The organism is Nostoc sp. DSM 114161, from assembly GCF_052692665.1.
Genome location: NZ_CP195141.1, coordinates 4,734,074 through 4,758,774 on the forward strand (window position 1 = coordinate 4,734,074; position 24,701 = coordinate 4,758,774).

Below are 24,701 nucleotides of genomic sequence, written 5' to 3' on the forward strand. Positions count from 1 at the left end.
CATCGCTTATTGATATGATGCGGCTGCCCTGATGCTATGGGCATCTGAGAAATTAATTAATAATTTCTCCTTTGTTGTTGGCCAACTTTTCACGCCATTTTTGAAGTTCCTCAGGTGTTTGTCTCACCCAATCTGTTACCTCGCCAACGATTTTTAATGGTGCTTGGGAGCGATATGAGCGTGTCGGATTGCCCGGAAATTTTTTGTCTGTAACATTCGGGTCATTTTCAAACCCCCCTGTCGGTTCAACGATATAAACACGTTCGCGTCCATCGCCTTTTGCTAATGCAGCAGCTAGTCCCGCTCCACTAACAAGGGCTGTAAAATAAATGTGATTCATTTTGAGTTCAGATTTATAATTAGAATTATTCCCTGCTGTCAGCAAATCGCTAACCTGCAAATCTGCTTTCGTCCCATGATAAAAAGGGCCTTTGTCAGAAGGTTTATCCTTAAACGAAGTTGCTAATTCATAATTCTTTTTTGCCTTGTCAGGGTCGCTTAAGTCCTCATAGCATTTGGCAATGTTTGAATATAGAGAAGGGAAAGCACTCTTAACAGTGTCGTTATTGATTTTTAATGCGAACTGCAAAGCCGTTTCGAGCCATTTTAATTTGCCGGAAACATTTTTTTGATGTCGGGCTACATAATGAGCTGAAATAAATTTTTCAAAGTCGTATGTCGCTTCGTTCCAAGCTTGAAGAAATAGTTTACTTGCTTCTTCAGGTTTGCCTTTTTCTTCCATACCCATACCTTGAAGACAAAGTTTAACAACATTGTTGTTTGGGTTGAATTCCATAATTATTTTGTCTCCTAATTATCGTGATATCTATTTAGTTGCCTGTCTCTAGGCCGTTAAAGTCTATAGCAACTATCGATCTGCGAACTAAACCAAGGTGCTTCGGTTAAAAAGCGGAAAGTCTGAGCGGAGGCTTCCTCCGATGGCTACGCCAATGCCAAAGGCGAACGGAACTTTCCTTTGAGAGTGGTGTAATCGGTGGTAAGTCACCTCTACAGCGTTATCCACCATTTGAAAGAGGTTTTTTATGAGCGCTTTCACCCAATAACCCCCTTAAATAGTGTCTAAACTCTGTTTTTTAAGCTTTATGAGTAAAGACATCATCAAACGGTTGACACCATTTTTCAAAGCATGGCGGCATGGCTGGGGTGGTTGTTTCTTTCATAAGGTTCGTTCAACATGAAAGCTATGCTAATTAAGCATTATACTTTTTTTTATCTGAATTTTTGTTTAAGTCCCGTTAGGCATATGTTAAGGATTAACTAAAAATGGATAATAAACGTATTTATCTTAAAAATATTAAAATACAGCAAGATATTATATTAGGAGAAATTTTTCATTTAGCCTCAAATTTTGATAATAACTCATTTCACCTAAAAGAATTACATCAAACTTTAATTACAAAAGCAGCAATAATTGAACAAATATGTACTAAACAGCAAGCAACGCCAGCAAATCTGACTGAGCGATCGCGGAAAATATACTCATGGATAAAATTTTTAACAGATGAAGCATATCTAAAACTTCACTTAAAAAATACTTGCTATCTGTTGAAAACAGCTACACATATTCTAAGTAGAAGCGGTCAAGAAACACTACAACTAACGATCGCAATAACTAATTTATCTGGGCTATATCAGAGTAAAAAATCTGCTAACGCAGCTAGTATCATAATTAGTGAAGGATTTATAAATGCGCCAAATGCAGTGTTGCAAGCGTTAGTAGAATCTGCTCTTCTTGGTAAAAGCCAAAATAATACACGAATCATTAGAGCATTTGCCAGTACACAAGAATACAGTAATGTTTTGTTAGAGCTTGATTTGATTGCTGAGGTTCTGGCAGAAAATCCGCAAGGTAAGTTTTATAATCTTGATGAGTTATTTAATAAAGTTAATCATGAATATTTTGCCGCCAGCCTTGCTAAACCGCGTCTAGCATGGAGTCGCATTAACACTTACCGTAAATTAGGACACTATGAATCAGCTAGAGATAGGGTAGTCATAAGCTTGACTCTTGATGATGCTAAAGTACCTGAGTTTGTAGTTGAATTTGTGTTGTATCACGAATTGTTACATAAATACCACGGCACGGAGTGGATTGAGGGAAGAAGAATGGTTCATACTAAAGAGTTTCGTGCCAGTGAAAGCCAGTTTAAGTTTTACAACGAAGTATCGAGATGGTTAAAAAAGTCAGCATCTCAGTTGTAGGCGATCGCTGGGAAATTTAGCTGAATGTAATAGAGTAATACAATTTGATTAAGCATGAAGTGAAATCCAACAGATAAATAAAAGACCTCTTGCAAAAGTCCTTCTTTGCGTTCTCTCTCTGCGCCTCTGTCTTGAAAAGTTCAGATCGCCGGAAGCCGGCGCTCCGACTTTTCGCTGCGCCTCTGCGTGAGATAAAAAATTATTTATGCAAGAGGTCTAGCCTTGGATATAAGCTATTGTCTGCTACGTTCGTGCATTTCTTGTTGGCGCATAGGCATAGCGTCTATTTGCTCAAAAATTGCTGTTGCTTCGACTGGTGTAGTATCTTGGCGCTTAACACCACCATCTTTGCCCACCAAAATGACGCGAAAATTTTCTTTATCAATTCCAAAGCGATTTCGCAAATTGGCAGCAGAAGACTCATCTATTGGTAGTCCGTTGGCATAGCTTTTATCTGTTGCCAAAACCCGAACAAGAACTAAATCCCTATCTGTAAAACCGTTTTGGTGCCAATCAAATAACTTCATTTGTTGCTGATATTTATTGTTATCAACAGACGGTGCAAAGACTAATAATACGCGATTTTGCCATTTTTGAGAACTGAGATTAAATGAAAACATTTTGATGTCTTGATTGGTTGAACCTTGGACAGTGCCAGCAATGTTAACTGGCAGTAGCATAAAGGATGCTAATAAGGTAAGTACTATTAATAGTGAGTTATTCACTTGAGGAAATGTTAGGAATTTCATCATCTCGTCGATATTGACCGATTAGCTATGAATGTTTGTTCGCTAATAGTTGATAACAGTAATGGCGGGCGGAGGCAAAGATAAGCAAGAGAACCGAGTAAGGGAACAAAGACTACTGCTAAAAATACCTGGGCATTAGGGAAACGGCGACGAGCCATATCATCACCAACAACAGTAGGAAATAAAACATAAAATAGGCAAAATGCCAAGCTCATACCATTGATAAAGCGATCGCTTTGGAACTGCTGCACGTAATCTCCCCAATCACCGAAGGCAATGCCATAGACAAGCAAGACAATTGTACTTAGAGTCAAGACAATACCATAAAAGCGAGAATCTAACAGATCCAAAAAAGCATCCTTTTGTCCAGAAAATTGTTGATTTGGTTCGCGCAAAGCCAAATACGGCAAAAGCCCAAGTACGCCCGAACCGACTGATGCGATGGCAAAAGGCCAAAAACGGATTGATTGCATCCTGCCATCAATGAACAATAAACTACTGTAAATTAATAGCCAAATACCCACTAGAGAAAATAAAGAAAGGATAATTGGATTAATACTAGTCCAGTGAAGAGTAAATATATTTTTCAACAGCGTTAGCGTTTTATCTAAGTGAAAGGGCGGTGCTAACAATAAAATATAAGCGATAAATCCAGCCCACAGTAACCACAATACAAGTTTAAAATTCATAATCTTCATTTGGTTGCATAAAATTATTTGCCAGACTCAATTAATTGAGTATGTTAGTGTCTGTCAATTGATGTTATAAGGTAATACGGTTCAGTTGAAGATTTTTTGTAGTAGAGACGTTGCATTGCAACGTCTCTACATTGTTCGCAGGATAAAGATTTTAGTTTTATTTGAACCGTATTGTGCTATGAAGGTTGAGCAGTCAGGATTTAACTATCAATTAATTAAATCCTGGCTGCATTGTAAATTATGAATTCTCTGCTCGTTGTCGCTCAATGGGTAGAGCTTCTAAAGTTGAAAAAGGTAATAAGTAGAAGGCGGGGGGTAGGAGGCAGCACTTCGACTACGCTCAGTGACCAGGGGCAGGGGGCAGAAGGGAAAAGCCAGTCTCGATCGGGGTTTTAACTTTTGTATTTTATATTTAATTATCTCTACCTACTTATACCTGTTTAAGTACAATTTATTACTATCATATGCCATAGCGATCGCTCTATTACCAATGCTGAATACCCTTTGTTCGCAAGGGCTGTAACTCTCATTTTTACTTTCGTTTCCATACCTAAGTGTGATTTACTGAGAATTAACCCTATAACTAGGACTAAGATTTAAGGGTGGCAACTAGTCAGTAAGATTTAAATTGATACCAATTATTTGGAAATAATGATGAACCCCAAGACTTATAAAAAATTGGTTGTCAAGCAGTTGAGCCGAGATTTTAGAGCCGCTGTCGATATTGTTGAAGCTGATTTTCCTATACCTGCTCCCAATGAAGTTGTCGTGCGTAATCTGTATGCTGGAGTAAATGCTTCAGATGTCAATATTGCTGCCGGGGTATATTTTTTAAATACACTACCATTCGATGTAGGAGTTGAAGCTGCATCTGTTGTGGTTGCTCTTGGCAAAAATGTACAGCATCTCCACATAGGCGACCATGTTATTACTTTTCAAATAGGAGGTGGATACCGCGAGTATTTTGCGGTTGATGCTACTCAAGTTATTCCTATTAAAGAAGCGACAAGAGAAATACTGACTGTTGTGGCTAGTGGTATGGCTGCTGCAATTGGTTTAGAAGTTGTTGGGGAAATCAAAAGCAGCGATGTGGTATTGGTAACAGCCGCAGCAGGTGGCACAGGTAGTTATGCTGTCCAACTCGCCTTGCTTGCAGGCGCTCATGTGATTGGAACGTGCCGATCGCAATTCAAAGTTGAATTTCTCAAGCAGCTTGGCTGTCATCGAGCGATCGATTACTCCCAAGAAAATCTTGATGAAGTTCTCAAAAAAGAATATCCCCAAGGCATTGACTTAGTTTATGAATGCGTTGGCAGTGAGTTGTTTGATATATGTGTTGATAACCTGGCACGGCGCGGCAGACTAGTTATCGCTGGATATATTTCTGAATACTTATCGCCAGAACTAGAGTTGGTAAACCGTCCGAGAATATACAACAAATTACTATGGAAATCAGCCTCACTACGCGCGTTTCTCTTTATTGACTATTTAGAATATCTACAAGAGAAACAGTCTCGACTTATGGAATTAGTATCAACAGGCAAGATTAAACCTGCTGTCGATCCAACAGAATTCAGAGGAATAGAATCTATTGTTGATGCTGTGGAATATTTATATAGCGGTCAAAATTGCGGTAAAGTGATTGTTCGTTTTTAACAAAAATAATCAGATTGTTAGGCAAATACAGCAGATTTCAACTTCGTGAAGTACAGAAATACCCCACCCGCGAAGAGAGCGCACCCTCCCCTTACTAACTACGGTGTACACACAAGTTTTCTAAAGTTGCGCCGCAGCCTTTTCATCCCCCTAACCCCCCTTAAAAAGGGCTACGGTGTACACACAAGTCGTATCACCCCCCTTAATCCCCCTTATCAAGGGGGGAAACCGGAAAATCTAGTTCCCTCCCCTTGTTAAGGGGAGGGTTAGGGTGGGGTAATTCGAGGACTGGTAGTGATTCGATAACTTATGTGTACACCGTAGCTTAAAAAGGGTGGGGAAAAACCTCTTAAAGTCCCCCTTTTTAAGGGGGATTTAGGGGGATCTGCGACAATTCAGATTTTCTAAACAGATGTGTTTACACCGTAGCCCCTTACTAAAAGGAGGGTTGGGGAGGGGTGTACCTCATTTAGTCGCAAAACGCCGAAATTATTTGTAATTTGTTTAACGATTTGCGCTAGCAAAGGTATTACATTGTTGAGTATCACCAGTCTGAATACCTTGCTTAAACCAGCGAACCCGTTGAGCTGAACTACCGTGTGTAAAAGATTCTGGTACGGCATAACCTCTAGCTTGTTCTTGTAAGCGGTCGTCTCCAATACTGCTAGCAGCGTTCAATGCTTCTTCAATATCCCCTCTTTCTAGAATTTGACGCGAACGTTGTGCGTGATGCGCCCAAACTCCTGCAAAACAGTCTGCTTGTAATTCTAATGCCACAGAAAGCTGATTTGCTTGGGTCTGACTAGTTTGATTTTGTAATACTCTAACTTTGTCTGAAATTCCTAGTAAATTTTGGACGTGATGCCCAACTTCATGAGCAATTACATATGCTTGAGCAAAATCTCCGGGTGCTTGGTATCGAGTTTTCAAATCACGATAAAAACTTAAATCAATATATACTTTCTCATCTTGCGGGCAATAAAATGGCCCAACTACCGAACGCGTAAATCCACAAGCAGACTGCACAGCATTTGAATAAAGAACTAACTTCGGTTCTACATAAGTTCGTCCGTTTTGCCGAAACAGATCGCTCCATGTATCTTCTGTGTCAGCCAGCACTACAGATACAAAATCCGCCATTTGGTCTTGAGGATTAGAGCCTCTTGATTGCGGTGAATTAGTCACAGGTCTATCATTTGATGTAGGATTTTGTTCCCAAATCACGCTGGGATCGCCACCCAAAAGGAAAACTACTAGTGATATGAGTGCTGCTCCAATACCTCCGCCTACGAGAGGAGCAGAAACATTCGTCCCGCGCCGATCTTCAACATTTGTACTCCTGCGACCTAATTGCCAACGCATAATTTCTGCTTCCCAAATCGTTCGATAAAGATAGTTGCAATCAGATTGGATTAAATCCAAACCAAGGGCTTTAAGTATGCAAGAAAATGTTACCAATCTCAGCTATGAATTTCGTCTACCTACAGGCAAAGCGGCTATCAAGCAGAGTAAACCTTTAGGAAGATTATGAAGATACAATTCCCGATCGCTAAACAAAAAAGTTTTTTCTCAAGAGCGATCGCTTCAATTAAAAATGAAAAATTAAAAAAGCATACCAGCCACTGAATTTATTTATGCTGATAAATAAATTTATCACAATGTTAATTTTTTACGATCGATTATTAATTTTTAATTCACTATTCGCGTAGGGTCTTGGCACTAGGTTGAGGTACTACCCGACAAGACTCCAACTGTCTTAAACCAATACCAAGGCAAAATAAAGTTGTAAGCCCAGAGATAATGCATTTTCAATTTTTAATTTGTATTGGATTGTTTATCTTAAGGTATAATCAATGTCCTTCTTTGGAAACTCAGATTAAAGATTAACTAGCCGAAAAGACTAGTTTATTTAGTAGCATCATCCATCTTGAGTGAGATAGCTAGGTTTTTTATAGCAGCCTAAAATGCTTTTGATATATGAGATTTTTACTTATGAGTTTTTATTAACTTTGATAAAGAAGAAAAATGAATAAGTTTTTTGTTAACTCTTACAAACACAAGGATTGCTGTAACTGTGAAGTTTTATATTTTAAATATGTGTTTACCTCAAAACAGTACCCCAGCACTTACAGAAACAGAGGTTTTGATTACAGAGGCACTGGCTAGTCGTCCAACAAGACAGCCAGATTTAGCAGCTGAAAACAAAGCTTTTCATACTCTTTCTCAAAAACTCTGCGAGCGGCCGCGATCGCTACTCAAAACCCTGGTGCAGCTTGCACTCGATTTATGCCAAGCCGATACAGCCGGAGTCAGCTTACTGCAAACAGCGCCTAATGGCGAGTCAACATTTCGCTGGGTAGCGATCGCAGGTACATTGGAGTCTTTAGAACAAACCACCACTCCAGGTAATTTTAGTCCCTGTGGCACAACACTTGCCTCTAGACAGGCACAACTTTATACCTACCCAGAACGCTATTTTTCTTATTTACATCATCCACAGTTTCCAATAGCCGAAGGATTATTGATACCTCTGTGTGTAAATAATCAACCATTAGGCACTCTTTGGATTTTGTCGCATCGAGAAACGCGCCACTTTGATGCTGAAGATTATCGGCTGATGAACAGTTTGGCGGGTTTTTGTATCTCTGGTCTGCAAAATATCAATAGTTTGCTTCAAAAGCTAAATAATCCCGTACCTCATGAGCCAATCGCTGAGGCAAACCTCGATTTTACTCAAACTCAGTTCGAGGCACTAGCGGCGAACTTACCAGGTATAATCTATCGCTACTTCCCTAGCATGGATCGACCCTATCGATTTACTTTTATCAGTTCTGGGAGTAGCGATTTATTAGAAATGGAGCCGCAAACAATTATTGAAGATGGCAATTCTTTAATTAAATTAATTCATCCAGAAGATGTAGCTTCGTTTCAAATTTCAGTTACTTATGCGATCAAAAATTTTCTCCCTTGGCGGTGGGAAGGTCGGATTATTACGCCATCAGGTAAACTCAAATGGATTGGGGGCACTTCCCGCGCGGTGGAAACGACACAGGGAAATGTATGGGATGGGATACTAATTGACATCAGCGATCGCAAACTAGTAGAAGGAGCGTTGCACGAAAGCCAAGAATTCAATCGGCAGATTCTTGACAGTAGCGACGATTGCATCAAAGTATTAGATTTGTCAGGGCGGCTCTTATACATGAGTCCGGGAGGTCAGGCCTTATTAGGCATTCATGACATAAGTTTGTTCCTCAACCGTTCGTGGAGTGATTTCTGGGTTGGATCTGACCAAGAAGCGGCGTTGAGGGCGATGGATAGCGCCAAAGCAGGCAAAGTAGCCACTTTTCAAGGCTATTGTCCAACTCAAACAGGCGAGCCAAAATGGTGGGATAGCAAAGTTAGCCCAATTAAGGGAGCCGATGGGCAAATTGAACGTTTATTATGCATCTCCCGTGATATCACAGCTGGCAAGCAAGCCGAACTTGAGCGAGAACATCTGCTTGCCTCTGAACGACACTATGCCAAGCAATTGCAGGGATTGACAACAGCAGCACTGGCAATTAATTCTGCTCTTTCAGTGGAACAAGTTCTGCAAGTAATTACCCAACAGGCAGCATTGATTATTGGCGCTCACCAGTCTGTGACTAGCATAACCATTAACCAAAACTGGGCACAGGCAATTAACACCGTTTACATGTCTGATAAGTACGCTGCTTGGCGAGACTACGATGCAAAACCAGATGGCTCTGGAATTTACGCTTATGTCTGTCACCTCAATCGCCCAATGCGGATGACACAAGCTCAACTTGAAGCTCACGAAAGTTGCCGGGGTTTTGGCAAAGAGGCGAAGAATCACCCCCCGATGCGTGGTTGGCTGGCAGCACCCTTAGTTGGACGAGACGGAGACAACATTGGATTGATTCAGCTTTCAGACAAATATGAAGGTGAGTTTAACCAAGCTGATGAAGCCATACTCGTGCAGTTGGCGCAAATGGCGTCAGTCGCCGTTGAAAATGCGCGGTTGTACGAAGCACAGCAGCAAGCGCGAGAACAAGCCCAAGCTGCCAACCGAGTTAAAGATGAGTTTTTGGCGGTGCTGTCTCACGAGTTACGCTCGCCCCTAAATCCAATTTTGGGTTGGTCTAGTTTGCTTTTAAAACACAAGCTCTCGGAAGCGAAGATTGCTCAGGCGCTAGCAACCATCCAACGCAATGCCCAGTTGCAATCAGAACTGATTGAAGATTTGTTAGATGTCTCCCGAATTCTCCAAGGCAAACTCAGCCTTAATAACAGTCAAGTAGACCTGAAATTTATAATTAGGGGGGCAATTGAAACAGTACGGCTAGCAGCACAAGCCAAGTCCATCGCCCTCGAAGCAGTGCTGGAATCAAACGTAAGTCAGGTTCTGGGCGATCCAACTCGCTTACAGCAAGTAATTTGGAATCTGCTGTCCAACGCTGTCAAGTTCACACCCCAAGGCGGACAAGTTAACATTCATTTACAGCAGCTTGAGACTGTTGTTCAAATTACCGTCAGCGATACAGGTAAAGGTATTGCTGCTGATTTTCTTCCTTACATCTTTGACTACTTCCGCCAAGCCGATAGCACCACTACAAGAAAGTTTGGTGGACTAGGATTAGGTTTGGCGATCGCACGTCATTTAGTAGAACTGCATGGTGGGACAATTGAGGCAGAAAGTCCTGGTGTTGACCAAGGGGCAACCTTTACAGTCCGCCTACCACTAATATCTACAGCGCCAACAACAAATTGTGACAGCAAACAGCTTGATTCATCTATTGATTTGAGCGGTATTAAAATTTTAGTAGTGGATGATGATACCGACACGCGAGAATACACTGCGTTTGTACTAGAGCAGTATGGAGCCAGTGTAACTGCCGCTTGTTCAGCAAAAGAAGCATTCACCGTACTTAAACAGTCTAAATTTGATATTTTACTAAGTGATATTGGTATGCCCGATATTGATGGCTACATGTTGATACAGGAAGTTAGTACTTTGTTACCACAAGGCCAAAAGCTAAGAGCGATCGCTCTGACTGCTTATGCCGGTCAAATGAATCAGCAACAGGCACTAAAAGCAGGCTTCGATCGCCACATCTCCAAGCCAATCGAGCCAATAGCCTTAGTAAAAGCAATCTCTAGTTTAGTTGGTAAATAGACCCGCGCTGTAGGGGCTTTAGCAGTGCTCATTAGTGTCTACTTAACGTAAAACCCTGATAGAAAGGCGATCGGCGAGTTCTACTCATTTACCATCAAGATCCGCGTTACCCCACCCCGATTTTGTCTAAAGCCAAAATCGCCCCTCCCCTTGCTAAGGGGAGGGGTTGGGGGTGGGGTAAAACGATTGTGGGGCAACAGTTTGAGCTTAAGTTGACACGTATGAGCAGTGCTGTGCCCCTACGACAGATGTGGTTTTTTAAACATCCATATTTAATATTTTCTGTCAATGCGTAAGTCTTAATATAAATCAAGTTTATTTAACAGCAAACTCTCTGCGAATAGGTTTAGCATTATTTGTTTCTGGGGCAACAATTAACTCGTAGTTTCCGAGTGGAAAACCTCGATCGCCTGTGCTAATTGAATATGTAAAATAACCAACTTTACTGTTTAACTCCTGTACATCGCTGGCAATTTCTTTTTTGTTGTTAGTTACTTTACTCTGATTCCCCGAATTGTTTTTTTGGTTATCTGCTAGTAAATAATTCCAGGTAAATCTCAGTCCCACATCTTTGGCGGCAGAATCTACATCTACTTTAGTAGCAATTGTTTTGATTCCTGAAGGAAATACAGAGGAATCATTTTTGCAACCGCTATCTTTTTCCTTATTGCAAAGGATAATTTTAGCAACTTTTGTATTTGCTTGTTTTAGCGTTCCAGAATTACGGCGATCGGCTTCTGTCTGAGATTGCCAAACAGAAAATGCTTGTTTTTTAATCAAATTACCTATTGTGACTTTGACTTCGTAAGCTCCTACTGGCAAAGTTTTGGGAGCCAGTTCAAGCTGGGCATTACCATTTTGCAGTTTCAAATTAGTTTGAGTTTTGCTTACTACTTCTTCTTTTTTAGGTTCGGAAAAGTATTTTAGTTCAACTTCCACAGCACTATTTTCGGTAATATTTTTAGGAGTTGCTGTGAGATATAATTTCGAGGTATTTTCTACAAAGTGAGTGAGGTTTTTTGAACAAACTCCCTGTTGCAAGGACGTACAGAGACTGAAGTTATTCAATGTTTTTAGGTGAGGGCTACCCAAATTGAAACCAATGAAAAAGAGAATAAAAAACACAACAAATCTAATGACTGGTGAGTTTAACCCCGATGGTAGCTTTGCAGCGATCGCAGTTTGAAGCGGTGGTACTAGTATCAGGGCAGCGATCGCAATTATAATCGCCGGTAAAATTTGATTACTCAGTAACATACTCAGACACATCAAGGCCGCAAACCCTATAAGCAACCATTGAAGCAGTGTTAGAACTATTTTCATCAGCATATTTAAATTAAAATTTCAGCCTTTGTAGACAAAAAAGGAACCCTGTTTACAGATGAAAACGTACACATTGCGATTTCTGCGATGAAATCTTGTAATTAGCAGCCTAAGGCTGATTCATGGCGATGGCGTTTTCAGCACAAGGTCTAGTTTTAAGTTTTCCCTCAGCATTGGTTTTTCTAACAACTTGCCCGTAAGATCCAAAAGTAGCGATCGCTGTAGCTGGTATTGGCTAAACAATCCCTTGACCGATATCAAGCGCAAGCGAAGCAGCTAGAGGGGTAGTTGAGTTTTTAACAACGTGATATTATTACCTCGCAATTGCCTTCAAAATTGCGTAGCTTGCTTCCCGCCTTGCGGGTATTGCGAATCATTCGGTCAAATCTGGTTAAGAGTGCGGTATTGTTCCCAACTGAGTTTAAAAATATAAGGAGTGCAACTATGCCAACAATTCATTTGATAGATGGGGAAAAGGGAGGGGTAGGTAAGTCTATAGTCGCTAGAACAATGATTCAGTATTGTCTAGATAAGAATATGCCCTTTATACCAGTAGAAACAGATAGGTCAAATCCAGATGTAGCTGGGGTCTATAAGGGAATATGTCAGTATGCGGTTTTTACAGAAGATGAGAGACAAGCTGACAAGGCGGACAAAATCTTTGAAATCGCAATGAATAAGACAGTGATTGCTAATCTAGCGGCACAATCTCATAGGGCAGTCAAAGAATGGATTGAAAAGAATCAGTTAATTGAACTGGGAGAATCACAAGGAGTATATTTTTGTAAGTGGTTTGTATCAACAGGAGGGTATGACAGCTTAAATCTATTTAAGCAATCTCTAAATAGTTATGGTGGCAAAATTCCTCATGTATTAGTAAGAAATTTAGGCTTATGTGATGACTGGGAACACGTAAATTCTGATGTGACAATACAAGAGATAGTAAAAAAATATAATGTTAAGGCTATTGATTTTCCGAAACTTGCATATAAAGAAAGAAATATTATAGACCAGCACAGATTAACATTTGCGGATGCAAGACAGTATAAAGAATTTGGGATCATCAGCAAACAAAGAGTGGTGAATTTTCTCAAGCTTGCCTATGCTGCTTTTGAAACTGTTGGTATATGGTATGAAGAAGTTAAATAAGAAGGCAGGGGGCACGAGGTAGAAGGCAGGGGGCAGGGGGCAGGGGGTAGAAGTTAGAAACAGTCCTGGTTGTACCTCACTTACTTGCAATCTGGTGTAAAAACGAAACTATGGCCGGTAATTGCGGACTCACGTTAGGTAAATATGCTCCTCTCCACAGAGGACACCAGTTTGCGATCGAGACGGCCTTAGCAGAGATGGATGAAGTGTTAGCGATAATTTATGATTGTCCAGAAGTGACTGCCATTCCTTTAACAGTTAGGGCTAACTGGCTGCGAAAACTTTATCCCGCAATTGAGGTGATTGAGGCGTGGGATGGGCCAACAGAAATTGGTGATACGCCTGAGATTAAGAAAAAGCACGAAGAATATATCCTTAAAAAATTAGAATCAAAAAAAATTACACATTTTTACTCTAGTGAATTTTATGGCGAACACGTAAGCCAAGCATTGGGAGCAGTTAATCGACTTGTAGATAGCGATCGCAAAACTTTCTCTGTCTCAGGAACGCAAGTAAGACAAAACCCTTATGCTTTTCGGGATTATTTACATCCTGATGTTTACCGCGATCTAATTACTAATGTTGTTTTTCTAGGCGCTCCCTCGACTGGTAAAACAACTATTGCATCGCAATTAGCAAAAGAATACAAAACTGTATGGATGCCAGAATATGGACGTGAATATTGGGAACAACATCAAATAGAAAGACGGCTTTCGCTCTCTCAACTTGTCGAGATTGCCAAAGGGCATTTAGAACGTGAAGAAACTTTACTGTTGCAAGCAAACCAATACTTGTTTACAGATACTAACGCCCTAACAACCTATCAATTTTCTTTGTACTATCACAAAACCGTTGCTTTGGAGTTAACGCAACTAGCAAATCAAGCTGTATCGCGATATGATTTAGTATTCCTTTGTGATACAGATATACCCTATGATAATACTTGGGATCGCTCTGGAGAAGGAAATCGGAGTATATTTCAAAAGCAAATTAAAAACGATTTAATTCTGAGAAAAATTCCTTTTTTTACTCTGCAAGGAAACTTAAATATACGCATTAATTTTGTCAAAAACGTATTATCTAACTATCAAAAATATCATAATTTATTAGATTTATTTCTAAAAATATAGCAGTTACCAGCTAGCCTATTTCAAAACAAAGACTTTTCACCTAGTCCCCAGTCCCTTGTTGTAATATGCTTGAGTTTTGGAGCGTTAATAATATTGCCTTAAAAGTTGTGGGTTATCCCATGAGTTATGTTGAACTTTTGGGAACTATTTTTTATTTATGGTCAGTATGGCTAATTTCTAAAAAGAAAATTCTGACTTGGCCTATTGGGATAGTAAGCGTATTACTGTACATGGTACTTTTCTATCAAATCCGCTTGTATTCGGATGCGATCGAGCAAGTTTATTATTTAGGCGTTAGTATTTATGGCTGGTGGCGATGGAGTACGCCAGAATCAGCTAATGGCAAAATTTTAAATGTTAGGTATAGCTCTCCACGCAAAATCGTTTTGAGTGCTTCAATAACAATAGCCATTTCCTTTGCAATGGGAGCATTTATGAGTCAAATTCATACGATACTTCCAACACTATTTCCAGATAAAGCTTCTTTTCCCTACTTGGATGCACTCACAACAATTATGAGTTTTACTGCAATGTGGTTGATGGCACAAAAGCGTATTGAAAGTTGGTATTACTGGATAGTAGTTGATATTATTGGCATTTGGTTATATTACGTTAAAGAAGTTAAATTTATTGCTTTACTTTACGTAATTTTGCTTTTGATGGCAATCAACGGCTCAATATCTTGGCTTAAAACAACGTCCGCCTCCGTTGGAAGGTTGCCTTAACTAAAAAAGAGATTAGATCTAGCTTGAAAATAGGGAGTAGGGAATGGGTAGAGACGCGATTAATCGCGTCTCTCTTCAGAAAAATAAACTTATTACCTATTCCTCCTTCCCTATTCCCTTTAAAGCCAATATCATTTACGTTCTTCCATACCAAAGGTGTGTCGAAAAAGTGATTTCATCAGACCAGGAGATATGTTATAAATTGTTTGCCAAAGTTTTGTCGTACCTACAAGAACTTCAGAACGGCGATCGCTAACTGCACTCCAAATTGATTTGGCTACATCTTCCGGCTTTTCCAATACAGGAGTCTGAACAGCTTTGCTTACCAATTCCGAACGCGCATCAGCTGTTTCCTCATCTTGACCGCGAAAAATTGCCCGTTCCATGAGTTGAGTCCTAATGAAACTAGGATAAATACCGCTAACATGAATACCTTTAGGTGATAACTCTGCGTGTAGCGATTTTGTTAACCCAGTTATGGCATATTTGCTAGTTGTATAAGGAATTTGGTAAGGAATTGCTTCTATTCCGCCGATAGAACTAACATTGACAATTGTTCCTTTGCCACGCTCTAAAAAATGGGGCAGAATAGCGTGAATAGTATGGATATAACCCCACAAATTAGTATCAATTATTTGATGCCAATCATCTAAGCTAAAATCTTCAACAGGCCCTAAACCAAATATGCCTGCATTGTTAATTAATACATCTATATAATCGAAGCGATCTATTGCCTTTTGCATCAGATGATTTACTTGTAAAGGATCTCTCACATCAACAGAAATGCTGAGCGCTTCTTGTCCCATTTCGCGTATTTCGGCAGCGGTAGCTTCCAAGCGATCGAGTTGGCGAGCTGCCAACACAATATTATAATTGTGACGCGCAAATAATAATGCTGTCGCTTTGCCAATCCCTTGAGATGCGCCTGTGATTATTACTGTATTAGTCATAATGATTAGTTGACGGTTGACTGTGGAGCTTGAATTTTTAGCTAGTTACTGTTTTTTCTTAATTTCCTGAAGTAACTCTTCATCAGAGTAATTTTCTTCCCATTTGTCTTTTAGCTTTAGCCGTACAGACTGTGCGCCACCACTGGGAGTGCAAACAACCCAATAGGTATTTGGTTCGTCTTTGACTTGAGCTGCATTTTTAGCTTCTGCACTATCAGAAACGCCTGAAAATGCTTGAACGCAAGTCCATGTAATGCCATCTGAATCTTTAATTTCTCTTTCCATGTCTGTTTTAAAAAAGGGAGTGTGGAATAGTATTGTAGGGTGTGTTATCGCGCCAGCGTAACGCACCGCAAATTTTTTGTGGATAAGGGTTTTACTGAGTTTTATGTACGCAAACAGGATTCATCGAACTCACGTTATTCTATTAACGCGAACTCGGCAAAATCTCTGGCTCATCATCTAAACTCAGCAGGAATCGAATTAAATCTGTCTGTTCTTGAGTAGTAAAACCTGCTTTTTTATCTACCCAGTAAGCATGTCCGCTACCATCAACATTGGACTGTTGCAAATCTCGATGAGCTTGGTTAGCTGCAACTGTCGCTTGGCGAAGGTTGCGGTCAACTAGCACCCGCAGGCTGGCTTCTGGGTCGGGTAAAATATTTTGCTCTAATGTACCAGCCATTCCCAATTCTTGAGGATTTGCCACCACAAATTGTCCGTCCCGTTCGTGTTGCTTGAGTGCTGAAGCACTAGCAGCCACACCGCCATCGTGTAAATAAGGCGCAGTTAAATACAAGCCAATTAAACTTGGTACTTTATAACCGCCGGCAGGATTATTAATACCAAAAGCTAACTGTTGTGCTTTCTGTGGCGTGATATCTATAGGAACATCTAACACTGGCGGATTAGATGGTAAGGGAACAGAAACGCTGTTGGGGTAGGTTCGCGCTTTAGTGAAGTTCTTGGCGAATGCTGCTAATGTCGGAGCGCGTGATGGTTGAGTGCCAATCTCGTTTTGAGCAATGACATCATGATTAGTAAAGTAGCGTCCGCTATGACAGTCTATACAGCCAGCGCGAGTAAATACAGCCGCGCCTTTTTCTAAAGAAGCAACATCGCTAATTTGAATCGGTGGTGGTGCGAGGGTATTTTGCCAAGCAGACATACCATTTAATTGGTCGCCAACGGGATAACCTGGGGAAGATGCCATTAACCCATCTAACATAAACGGCGAACCTTTGGGATATCCAGGCATCCGAATCACTTGGTTAATTGCCGGTTCTCCTGGGGTGGGATCGATTTTGTCAAAAAATTCTGATGGTTTTGCGCCTTCGGGTAATCTAAACGCTGGATTGGCAGCATTTTGCAGAATCACGCCTAAATACGTTTCTTTGTCAATACCCAATGTGGCTTGACTGGCATCAGCGCCATTTGTGCCGTCTGAGTTTGTGGCGTGGACGTTGCTATTTAAGGTAGTCAAACCGTGAAACCAACCAACGGCGGAATGGCCACTCCAACCATAAGGCCAGGCATCAAAAGTATAAGAAGAGGGAATTTGTGAGGGATTATTTACTAGAGTGCCGCTAGAATCAAAGTTTCCTGGCGGCCAAGTCAGTAGTTTGGCGTCAACTGCATCTTCTACGGCTTTGGTATCTGGTAAGCGGGATTCTTCTCCATCAGCATTAATGTAAGTATGCTCTCCGGCTGAAATTTGCGTCGGGTTAACATCTGTTTGGCGAAACATGGCTGCGGAATTGGTAGCGAATGCCAGAACTAAACCCGTGTCAAGGTCGTTGTTGGGTGCGCCTTCTAAGATGCGTCCGGTTTCTCTGTCAAGTGTGGCATGACATAAAGCGCAGGTAATCCCAAATCTCAGCTTACCTTGAGTCAGGCTGGCACGCATACCCAAGGGGACAAGGGAATTGGCGGGTACGTCTAAGCCTGTATTTAACAATGTGCCTGCTTTGAAAGCGCGTCCGCCAATTGTCACATCCTCATTGATGGGGATTTGCAAATTAGTTGTGTGCTTACCTGCGAGTTTGGCGATCGCCTGACCCACAGTTATCATATTTATCGGGCCATTCAGCGCTCCCACTACATCGGTTTGGAAGATTTCATTGCCAAAAGTTTCTGAATAAAAAGCGTCTCGTCCCAATTTCAATGTTTCTTCTGTAACAGCAAAAGCGCCATTTTCTCGCGATAGTTGTTTGCTTCCTGTTTCTGTTTGCAATAACCGTGTAGCTTCTTCTTTATTAATTGCGTACCCCAACACATCATAAGACCCAATTTCTTGGGGTGCAGCTTGTGTTACGGGTGTAAAAGTTTTGTCTAGGCTGGGAGTTTTACCTAAAACTATTTCTAATCTGTAAGCCAAGAAAGCAACAATAATAATTAAAAATAAGAGTATACCAATAGTCCACCATTTATTTTTTTGAGGCTCAATTTTAGGCGGCTTAGTATCTATGGTAACACTTGGGTCAGTTTTCATAGTCCGAGTTTTACTCAATGCAGTTACATTGAAGCGGAGCATAAAAGTAAAAGCTTCATCCTTACAGATGATGTCAGGTTGAGTAAAGGAGTAGTTTTCTGGGGAAAAGGGTCAAAATCCCATACATCGAATTCACGTTGAATTCAGTACGAACTAACAGGAATCGCCGATAATGCTGAAAATTTTAGTGATGGGTGCAACTGGAAATGTCGGTCGAGAAGTTCTTCGGTTATTGCTATCCCATAATTGTAATGTCTGTGCCGCAGTGAGAAATCCAGACACTGCTAAAGACATCTTAGGCAGCAATATTGAGTGCGTCCGGTTCGACTTTACCAATCCTGACACCTTCGCAAATGCTTTTGTTCGAGTCAATAAACTTTTTTTAGTGCGTCCGCCCGCCCTTGCTAACATTCGTAAAGAAATTGCTCCAGCCCTAGATGCTGCGAAACTTGCAGGCGTTAAGCATATTGTATTCCTTTCAATACTCGGTGCTGAGAGCAACCCTTTTGTGCCACATTCTCAGATTGAAAACTATATTCAAAAATTGGGTATTAAAGCTACCTTTTTACGGTGTAGCTTCTTTATGCAAAATCTTAATACTACACACCGAGAAGATATTAAAACTCGCGGTGAATTGCTTCTTCCAGCAGGTAATGGGAAAACAAGTTTTATTGATATACGGGATATTGCTGCTGTTGCAGTTCGTACTTTAATTGAAGACAGACATCAGGGAAAAGCCTATACGCTTACAGGTAGCGAAGCCTTAACTTACTACGAAGTAGCAGACATCTTTACATCAGTTTTAGGTAAACCGATACGTTATAATCCCTCGTTGTTAAAGTTTATTCGAAAAATGCGCTCATCTGGGTTTGCAATAGACTTTATTTTAGTAATGGTAGCAATCTACACAACTGCTCGTTTAGGATTAGCAAGCAAAATCACATCTGATACAGAGCAGTTGCTCGATCGATTACCACTGACTATACGGCAGTATATTGAAGACTATCAGCAGTTCTGGTTATCATCATAAAATGGCTCGCTTTATTCATAACTAATTTGCTAAAGATTGATTATTTAGAGATGATTTATAAAGTAAACCTCTTCTGGTGTCACCTAATTCTGTTCTTTCTAGTTCTTGTGTAATCCATTGTTCCATATTTGACTTTGTTTTGCTTGCGGCTCTTGCTCTAGACACTACATTACTTCTGTGTTTTGTCAACTTCTTTGTTAAGAAAGATGTTTATAATGGATAGCAATTTATCGGGGGGTTGGGGGAATCAAAAGCGTGCGACACAACTTTAGAAGACTTGTGTGTACACGGTAGCCTAACTCGCGGGGAGGGTGCGCTGTCTTCGCGGGTGGGGTATTTCTGTACTTCACGAACTTGAAATCTGCTGTATTTCCTTCAGGAAGGGTAAACTCCCAATTCTGTCAATTTCCTCTTCCAGAGTTTTCAGCTAAATCTTCTAGAGTATACCCAGATTTAGGGCTTTACTATCCAGTGAGATAGTGTGCGCTTGCTGTTTGACTCCCTTGTCTCAAAAAATTATTATATTAAGTAAAATAGCAAAGCGGTTAAATTTTATTTAAGTACTTACTTTTGTGTTGAGATACATTCATACAATTTTTACGTTATATTCACGATTTATCTAGCTAAACCAGCGGAACTTCATAATATCAAATATAACTTACCTCTTCACTTCTACTTAGGAATACACGGCACATTCTTCACCATTGCTTCAATTTAATATCATTATTTATCTCATTGCAGTAACAGTTTAGATGATAGATATTAAGATAGTAGTTTCAAAACATAACTTGTCTAGTACGTGAATAAGAAATGGGCTGTTAAACGACTTACAATCAACCTGACATCAGGTGAAGCAGAAAAGCTAGAAAAATATTGCTCAATGTCAGGTAGACCAGCGACTGATGTAATTCGGGAGTTAATTCGCTCTTTGATAGTTGACGAATAAAAAAAGTCTGAATATTAGCAAATTGTTTAGTTACAAAAACAAACGTTTAAATTATAAAGTAAAGGTTTCAGAGATTTTTGTGTACATACTCCTAGAGGGAATTTAATTTTGAATATCAATATATCTTAGACATAAATAATAAAATTTTCTCAAAAATTTGCCAATCCAGAAAAAATAGACTGCGTATTATTACGGCATTTACAGCCTGCTTAATACAATTGAACTTCACCAACATTATTGGAATAAAAAAATGGATATTGACTTTCTTTCTGAGTATCAGATGCTTCTTACTGAAGCATCTCAGTTTCATTTAGGCTATCCCTACAATTTAAAACATGATAATACCTTCTTATTACCTTTCCTTAAATACTCAATTAATAATCTTGGCGGAGATTGCTTCACCAAATCACACTATCGAATTGATTCACGGGATTTTGAAAAAGAAGTTTTACAATTCTTTGCAAATTTATACCAACTTCAAGATTGGTGGGGATATGTAACTACCAGTGGCACTGAAGGTAACTTGTACGGAATACTCCTGGGAAGAGAAAATTATCCTGACGGTATTTTGTACGCTTCGGCTGCTTCACATTACTCTGTAAACAAAGCAGCTAAGTTTTTTAGAATTCCTTATCACCAGATTGGGATACAAACTCCTTCAGAAGAAATGAACTATAGTGATTTCTATAGGAAGCTTGTACCTAATTTGCCTGCCATCATCTGCCTTAACCTGGGTACTACTTTTACAGGCGCAATAGACGATATTGAGCAGATTCTTAATGCTCTGGAGATGAAAAAGATTAGGCAATTCTATATCCATGTTGATGGTGCTTTAGGCGGAATGCTTCTTCCCTATTTGCGTTCGCACTGGATTGATTTCCACAAACCCATTAGTTCGCTGTCAATCTCAGGACACAAATTCATTGGTTGCCCTTTCCCTTGTGGCATTGTTATTACTAAGAAACATTTGGTTGAAGCTCTTGCATCTGATATTGAGTATCTCGGCGCTCAGGATATGACTATCGGAGGTAGCCGTAACGGACATACTTCACTTTGCCTATGGTATGAAATCTGCAAAAGGCATTCCAACTTTGCATTAGAAGTAGCTGATTGTGTGGCCAAAGCAGAGCATTTGTACGCGCAACTGAAGTTACGAGACTTCAATCCATTGCTTAATCCTTATTCAAATACAGTTGTTTTTGATAAACCCTCAGATAGTCTTGTGAAAAAGTATCAACTTGCGGCAAGGGGAGATTATGCACACGCAGTTGTTATGCAGAATCACTACATTGAATTTCTAGATTATTTTGTTGAGGAACTTGCTAGAGAACAACTTAATTTAGCAAAAATAGGCAAAGGGTAAAAATAATTCGCTAGTAGCAAGAGTATAAGTAGCAGACAATGTTGTTGGCGAATTTGGCTTTTGATTTCAATTTTAGAAAAGCTGATATCGGCTAGACCTAAAAGATTATTTATCAAATCAATCTCAACAGCAAGTCAAATTTCTGTAAATTGCTCATAATTCCTCTTGGCTAATAGTCTGCGTTAATAACAATCTTCGGATGGAAACTCTACATAAGGTTAACTAAAAACCCTAGTCGCTCATGCCCAAACAAGACTATATACCTGTAAGCCAATCTTCATACCCTCGCTTAACTAGAACCCTGAGTGCTGTTGAAAGCTGGGGTTTCGGTTTGACAGCTCATATTTCCTGGGTAGCATTGGTTCCAGCGATTCATGCTGCTCTTGGTTCGCAAGCTATTTTTGTTTGGATACCTGCTGTCATTGTCGGGATGCTGATCAATTATCAGGTGAAGCGTTTGGGAATGTATTTTATTGATGTGGCAGGAGGAACGCCTAACTATGTCAGCCATTTGCTCAAACGTTACCCTGGATTAGGGCGCTATGCTGCAATTGGATACCTTCTTAACTGGGTTTCTTACCTATCAGTAAATACTCTCGTACTCACCGATTTAATTAAGGTGAATTTGGAATCGCTAGGCATTGCCTGTCCTAAATTATTCTTAGACATTGGCTTTACACTGCTGCCGTTTGTAGTGGCGTTTAGTGGTACTCGTGCGCTGAGTATTTTGCATTTGTTTTTTGCGATTCCGGCCTTTGGGCTACTAATTACCTTTTGCGTACATGGTCTGGGCTGGTTAGCTTTCTCTAGTGCTAGTCCTGGGTTTTTTCCTAACAGTTGGTCATCCTTAAGCTTTGTGGATTGGGCAAAGTGGTTCTTTTACGTTTCTTATGCTACTTACAGTTGTGAAACGGCTTCTTCCTTTGTCGCAGATAGTCGCCATCCCAGCCAAACGCTACGCTTTCTAGATATTGCTGCTTGGATGATGCCACCTATTTTTATAGGCGGGTCTTGGGTAATGATGCGGTTAGCAACAGCGCCAGGTCTGAATGATAATGCGTTCTTGAATCTTGTGGCGGCTTCTAGACCATTTTGGGGACAATGGGCCGAGATTAACGTCACGTTTTTATTGGTGTCTGCTTCTTTGTTAGGTTCTGCAACAGTAGTTTCTAATTGCCCTAGAATTCTGTATCAGCTTGCCTTAGATAACCATATTTCACCAGTATTTTCTGCTGTGTCACGTCGGGGCGTGTTTGTGCCTGCTTTGAGCTTAACTTTGCTGCTTTGCTCCCTTTATCTGATTTGGGCAGATATAGCGCGAATCGTAGCAGTGGGAAATATCGGTTGGTTTGCTGCCTTTATGTTATTGCATTTAGGGCTTTGGTTCGGGCGCAATCGTCCAGAAGTTTTGTTTCCCCGCATATCTTTGGGCATTCTGGTGGTAGAGATTGCAGTTCTACTGGTAGGAGGTCTTGCCTGGGGTTGGATAAATCTCCTGATTGGTCTAGTATTTCCCATTGGGATTCTAGGATTTGATGCACTAATCCGCCACGTTACCTTTGCACCTTTCCATTTAAGTTGGTGGAGACGACATTACCGCGCACGCCCTTCAGTAATCATTAAAGATTCAGTCATACTTCAGGTAAGCATCCTAATTATTCTCGTGTGCGGTGCAGTCGCAACAGGCTGGTTATTTGGTGCCAAACTGAACGCGGATTCCAAAGCTACAGATGAAAATCTATTTGTTGTGCTACTAATGGCAGTGGCATTTGTCGGAGTAGCTATAGCCTGTTGGACAACTTTACCCCAGGTAGTGGCCATTACTGAGGCGCGAGAAGCTGCCGAACACCTGTTTACTGTTGCCCAAGATGGTATTTTGGTCTTGGATGAGCAAGGGATTATCAAGCAAGCAAACCCAGCAACCGAATCTATCTTTGATATCAAACCATTTGAGTTGTTAGGAAATCACCCCAGCAAATGGATACCTGAATTACCTGAATATCCACAGCAATGGATAAAGCGAAGCGAACACACCCTATTCCACAAGGGTGGTGTCAGCACTTTGGAAGTTTCTATCTCCGACCGACCGCATCAAGATTTTCAAGAATATGTCGTTATTCTCCACGACATTACTAAACGCAAACAAGCACAAGAAAAATTGCGGCAATCACAAGCAGAATTACAACAAGAAGCAAAGCTGCTTGCTTCTCAATTGGTGCAGAGTGAAAAAATGTCTTCTTTGGGGCAGTTAGTGGCAGGTGTAGCTCACGAAATCAATAACCCCGTTAATTTTATCTATGGTAATTTAACCCCTGCTAATGAGTACACCCAAGATTTACTTAAACTACTGCAACTATACCAACAATATTACCCCAACCCAGCACCCCAAATTCAAAAGCAAGCAAAAGCTATAGATCTTGATTTCTTAATAGAAGATCTCCCAAAATTAATAAATTCTATGAGAGTTGGTGCTGAAAGAATTACAGAAATTGTACTATCGTTACGTAACTTTTCCCGTTTGGATGAGGCACAGATGAAGGCGGTAAACATTCATGAGGGTATTGATAGTACGTTAATGCTTCTAGAGCATCGTCTTAAAGCTAAACCTAATTATCCAGGAATTAAAATCATCAAAGAGTACGGCAATTTACCGCTAGTAGAATGTTATCCCGGACAACTAAATCAGGTATTTATGAATATTCTGGCAAATGCGATCGATGCTTTAGAAGAATCGATGGACAATGGAAAAATAACTAACGCACCTCATATTTGCATTTGTACTAACTTAATTGCTGACCAGCAGTTAGTTATCATTTCTATTGCTGATAATGGTTGTGGTATCCCAGAAAATATTCAAAAGCAACTGTTTGACCCCTTTTTCACTACTAAACCAGTTGGAAAAGGTACAGGCTTAGGCTTATCTATTAGCTATCAAATAATTACTCAAAAGCATCGAGGGAAGTTACAATGTATTTCCTCTCCAAATGAAGGTACAGAATTTATTATTAATCTTCCATTCAGAGATTTAAAAAAAATACATAAATAATTATTTTTTAGTTTTATTCATAAATATCAAAATGATTTTTTAG

18 protein-coding genes and 1 pseudogene are annotated in these 24,701 nt (G+C 40.2%); 10 read left to right on the forward strand and 9 right to left on the reverse strand.

Features of this window, described 5'->3' with window-relative positions:
• Window positions 1–52 precede the first annotated feature (52 nt).
• Window positions 53–523: an NAD(+)--rifampin ADP-ribosyltransferase gene (arr, locus tag NSTC745_RS20390; protein WP_445638650.1), complete on the reverse strand. Its 471-nt coding sequence runs from the start codon at window positions 521–523 to the stop codon at window positions 53–55.
• A gap of 435 nt (window positions 524–958) precedes the next feature.
• A pseudogene (locus NSTC745_RS20395) lies at window positions 959–1,181 on the reverse strand (IS701 family transposase); the annotation flags it as partial.
• Between the two features lie 103 nt (window positions 1,182–1,284).
• On the opposite strand from NSTC745_RS20395, the gene NSTC745_RS20400 reads away from it, so the two are divergent.
• Complete coding sequence (locus tag NSTC745_RS20400; RefSeq protein WP_445632561.1) at window positions 1,285–2,223, forward strand: M48 family peptidase; 939 nt, start codon at window positions 1,285–1,287, stop codon at window positions 2,221–2,223.
• Between the two features lie 233 nt (window positions 2,224–2,456).
• Here the strand turns inward: NSTC745_RS20400 and NSTC745_RS20405 are convergent, their stop codons facing one another.
• Together NSTC745_RS20405 and NSTC745_RS20410 are read right to left on the reverse strand one after the other, a co-directional pair.
• Entirely contained in the window at window positions 2,457–2,903 is a 447-nt protein-coding gene (locus NSTC745_RS20405; protein ID WP_445632562.1) for a DUF4174 domain-containing protein, read from the reverse strand.
• 68 nt (window positions 2,904–2,971) lie between these two features.
• Window positions 2,972–3,661: a hypothetical protein gene (locus NSTC745_RS20410; protein ID WP_445632563.1), complete on the reverse strand. Its 690-nt coding sequence runs from the start codon at window positions 3,659–3,661 to the stop codon at window positions 2,972–2,974.
• Window positions 3,662–4,321: 660 nt separating this feature from the next.
• Between NSTC745_RS20410 and NSTC745_RS20415 the strand changes: the two genes are divergently transcribed.
• A complete protein-coding gene (locus tag NSTC745_RS20415) occupies window positions 4,322–5,326 on the forward strand; it encodes a zinc-binding dehydrogenase (protein WP_445632564.1) in 1,005 nt (334 codons plus the stop codon).
• Window positions 5,327–5,830: 504 nt separating this feature from the next.
• On the opposite strand, the gene ypfJ is transcribed toward NSTC745_RS20415, so the two are convergent.
• Entirely contained in the window at window positions 5,831–6,688 is an 858-nt protein-coding gene (gene ypfJ, locus NSTC745_RS20420) for a KPN_02809 family neutral zinc metallopeptidase (RefSeq protein ID WP_445632565.1), read from the reverse strand.
• A gap of 733 nt (window positions 6,689–7,421) precedes the next feature.
• On the opposite strand from ypfJ, the gene NSTC745_RS20425 reads away from it, so the two are divergent.
• Entirely contained in the window at window positions 7,422–10,505 is a 3,084-nt protein-coding gene (locus NSTC745_RS20425; RefSeq protein WP_445632566.1) for an ATP-binding protein, read from the forward strand.
• A gap of 315 nt (window positions 10,506–10,820) precedes the next feature.
• On the opposite strand, the gene NSTC745_RS20430 is transcribed toward NSTC745_RS20425, so the two are convergent.
• Window positions 10,821–11,762: a hypothetical protein gene (locus tag NSTC745_RS20430; RefSeq protein WP_445632567.1), complete on the reverse strand. Its 942-nt coding sequence runs from the start codon at window positions 11,760–11,762 to the stop codon at window positions 10,821–10,823.
• Between the two features lie 510 nt (window positions 11,763–12,272).
• Here NSTC745_RS20430 and NSTC745_RS20435 point away from each other — a divergent pair.
• The 3 genes from NSTC745_RS20435 to pnuC all read left to right on the forward strand — a co-directional run bounded on the left by NSTC745_RS20435 (window position 12,273) and on the right by pnuC (window position 14,832).
• Window positions 12,273–12,977, forward strand: a complete 705-nt coding sequence (locus NSTC745_RS20435) for a mobilization protein (RefSeq protein WP_445632568.1) — start codon at window positions 12,273–12,275, stop codon at window positions 12,975–12,977.
• A gap of 110 nt (window positions 12,978–13,087) precedes the next feature.
• Complete coding sequence (locus NSTC745_RS20440) at window positions 13,088–14,107, forward strand: AAA family ATPase (RefSeq protein ID WP_445632569.1); 1,020 nt, start codon at window positions 13,088–13,090, stop codon at window positions 14,105–14,107.
• A gap of 65 nt (window positions 14,108–14,172) precedes the next feature.
• Entirely contained in the window at window positions 14,173–14,832 is a 660-nt protein-coding gene (gene pnuC, locus NSTC745_RS20445; protein ID WP_445632570.1) for a nicotinamide riboside transporter PnuC, read from the forward strand.
• Window positions 14,833–14,963: 131 nt separating this feature from the next.
• Here pnuC and NSTC745_RS20450 read toward each other — a convergent pair whose 3' ends face one another.
• The 3 genes from NSTC745_RS20450 to NSTC745_RS20460 all read right to left on the reverse strand — a co-directional run bounded on the left by NSTC745_RS20450 (window position 14,964) and on the right by NSTC745_RS20460 (window position 18,273).
• Window positions 14,964–15,782 (reverse strand): SDR family NAD(P)-dependent oxidoreductase, encoded by an 819-nt coding sequence (locus tag NSTC745_RS20450; protein ID WP_445632571.1) that lies wholly within the window; start codon window positions 15,780–15,782, stop codon window positions 14,964–14,966.
• A 45-nt stretch (window positions 15,783–15,827) separates the two neighbouring features.
• Window positions 15,828–16,067: a hypothetical protein gene (locus tag NSTC745_RS20455; RefSeq protein WP_445632572.1), complete on the reverse strand. Its 240-nt coding sequence runs from the start codon at window positions 16,065–16,067 to the stop codon at window positions 15,828–15,830.
• A 142-nt stretch (window positions 16,068–16,209) separates the two neighbouring features.
• Window positions 16,210–18,273 (reverse strand): hypothetical protein, encoded by a 2,064-nt coding sequence (locus tag NSTC745_RS20460; RefSeq protein ID WP_445632573.1) that lies wholly within the window; start codon window positions 18,271–18,273, stop codon window positions 16,210–16,212.
• Between the two features lie 172 nt (window positions 18,274–18,445).
• On the opposite strand from NSTC745_RS20460, the gene NSTC745_RS20465 reads away from it, so the two are divergent.
• The 4 genes from NSTC745_RS20465 (at window position 18,446) to NSTC745_RS20480 (ending at window position 24,658) form a co-directional block, all read left to right on the forward strand.
• Entirely contained in the window at window positions 18,446–19,303 is an 858-nt protein-coding gene (locus NSTC745_RS20465) for an SDR family oxidoreductase (protein WP_445632574.1), read from the forward strand.
• A 799-nt stretch (window positions 19,304–20,102) separates the two neighbouring features.
• Window positions 20,103–20,249, forward strand: a complete 147-nt coding sequence (locus NSTC745_RS20470) for a ribbon-helix-helix protein, CopG family (protein WP_445632575.1) — start codon at window positions 20,103–20,105, stop codon at window positions 20,247–20,249.
• Between the two features lie 250 nt (window positions 20,250–20,499).
• Window positions 20,500–21,612, forward strand: coding sequence for a histidine decarboxylase (locus NSTC745_RS20475; protein WP_445632576.1), 1,113 nt, complete (start codon window positions 20,500–20,502; stop codon window positions 21,610–21,612).
• Window positions 21,613–21,853: 241 nt separating this feature from the next.
• Entirely contained in the window at window positions 21,854–24,658 is a 2,805-nt protein-coding gene (locus NSTC745_RS20480) for an ATP-binding protein (protein ID WP_445632577.1), read from the forward strand.
• The last annotated feature ends 43 nt before the right edge of the window (window positions 24,659–24,701 follow it).

Bases quoted from the DNA above. Each gene is read 5' to 3' on its own strand.
- NSTC745_RS20430 (WP_445632567.1), bottom strand. From the start codon at position 11,762: ATGTTACTGAGTAATCAAATTTTACCGGCGATTATAATTGCGATCGCT.
- NSTC745_RS20440 (WP_445632569.1), top strand. From the start codon at position 13,088: ATGGCCGGTAATTGCGGACTCACGTTAGGTAAATATGCTCCTCTCCAC.
- NSTC745_RS20410 (WP_445632563.1), bottom strand. From the start codon at position 3,661: ATGAATTTTAAACTTGTATTGTGGTTACTGTGGGCTGGATTTATCGCT.
- NSTC745_RS20480 (WP_445632577.1), top strand. From the start codon at position 21,854: ATGCCCAAACAAGACTATATACCTGTAAGCCAATCTTCATACCCTCGC.
- NSTC745_RS20425 (WP_445632566.1), top strand. From the start codon at position 7,422: ATGTGTTTACCTCAAAACAGTACCCCAGCACTTACAGAAACAGAGGTT.
- NSTC745_RS20435 (WP_445632568.1), top strand. From the start codon at position 12,273: ATGCCAACAATTCATTTGATAGATGGGGAAAAGGGAGGGGTAGGTAAG.
- NSTC745_RS20450 (WP_445632571.1), bottom strand. From the start codon at position 15,782: ATGACTAATACAGTAATAATCACAGGCGCATCTCAAGGGATTGGCAAA.
- NSTC745_RS20460 (WP_445632573.1), bottom strand. From the start codon at position 18,273: ATGAAAACTGACCCAAGTGTTACCATAGATACTAAGCCGCCTAAAATT.
- NSTC745_RS20455 (WP_445632572.1), bottom strand. From the start codon at position 16,067: ATGGAAAGAGAAATTAAAGATTCAGATGGCATTACATGGACTTGCGTT.
- NSTC745_RS20475 (WP_445632576.1), top strand. From the start codon at position 20,500: ATGGATATTGACTTTCTTTCTGAGTATCAGATGCTTCTTACTGAAGCA.
- NSTC745_RS20465 (WP_445632574.1), top strand. From the start codon at position 18,446: ATGCTGAAAATTTTAGTGATGGGTGCAACTGGAAATGTCGGTCGAGAA.
- pnuC (WP_445632570.1), top strand. From the start codon at position 14,173: ATGCTTGAGTTTTGGAGCGTTAATAATATTGCCTTAAAAGTTGTGGGT.
- NSTC745_RS20415 (WP_445632564.1), top strand. From the start codon at position 4,322: ATGATGAACCCCAAGACTTATAAAAAATTGGTTGTCAAGCAGTTGAGC.
- NSTC745_RS20400 (WP_445632561.1), top strand. From the start codon at position 1,285: ATGGATAATAAACGTATTTATCTTAAAAATATTAAAATACAGCAAGAT.
- ypfJ (WP_445632565.1), bottom strand. From the start codon at position 6,688: ATGCGTTGGCAATTAGGTCGCAGGAGTACAAATGTTGAAGATCGGCGC.
- NSTC745_RS20405 (WP_445632562.1), bottom strand. From the start codon at position 2,903: ATGCTACTGCCAGTTAACATTGCTGGCACTGTCCAAGGTTCAACCAAT.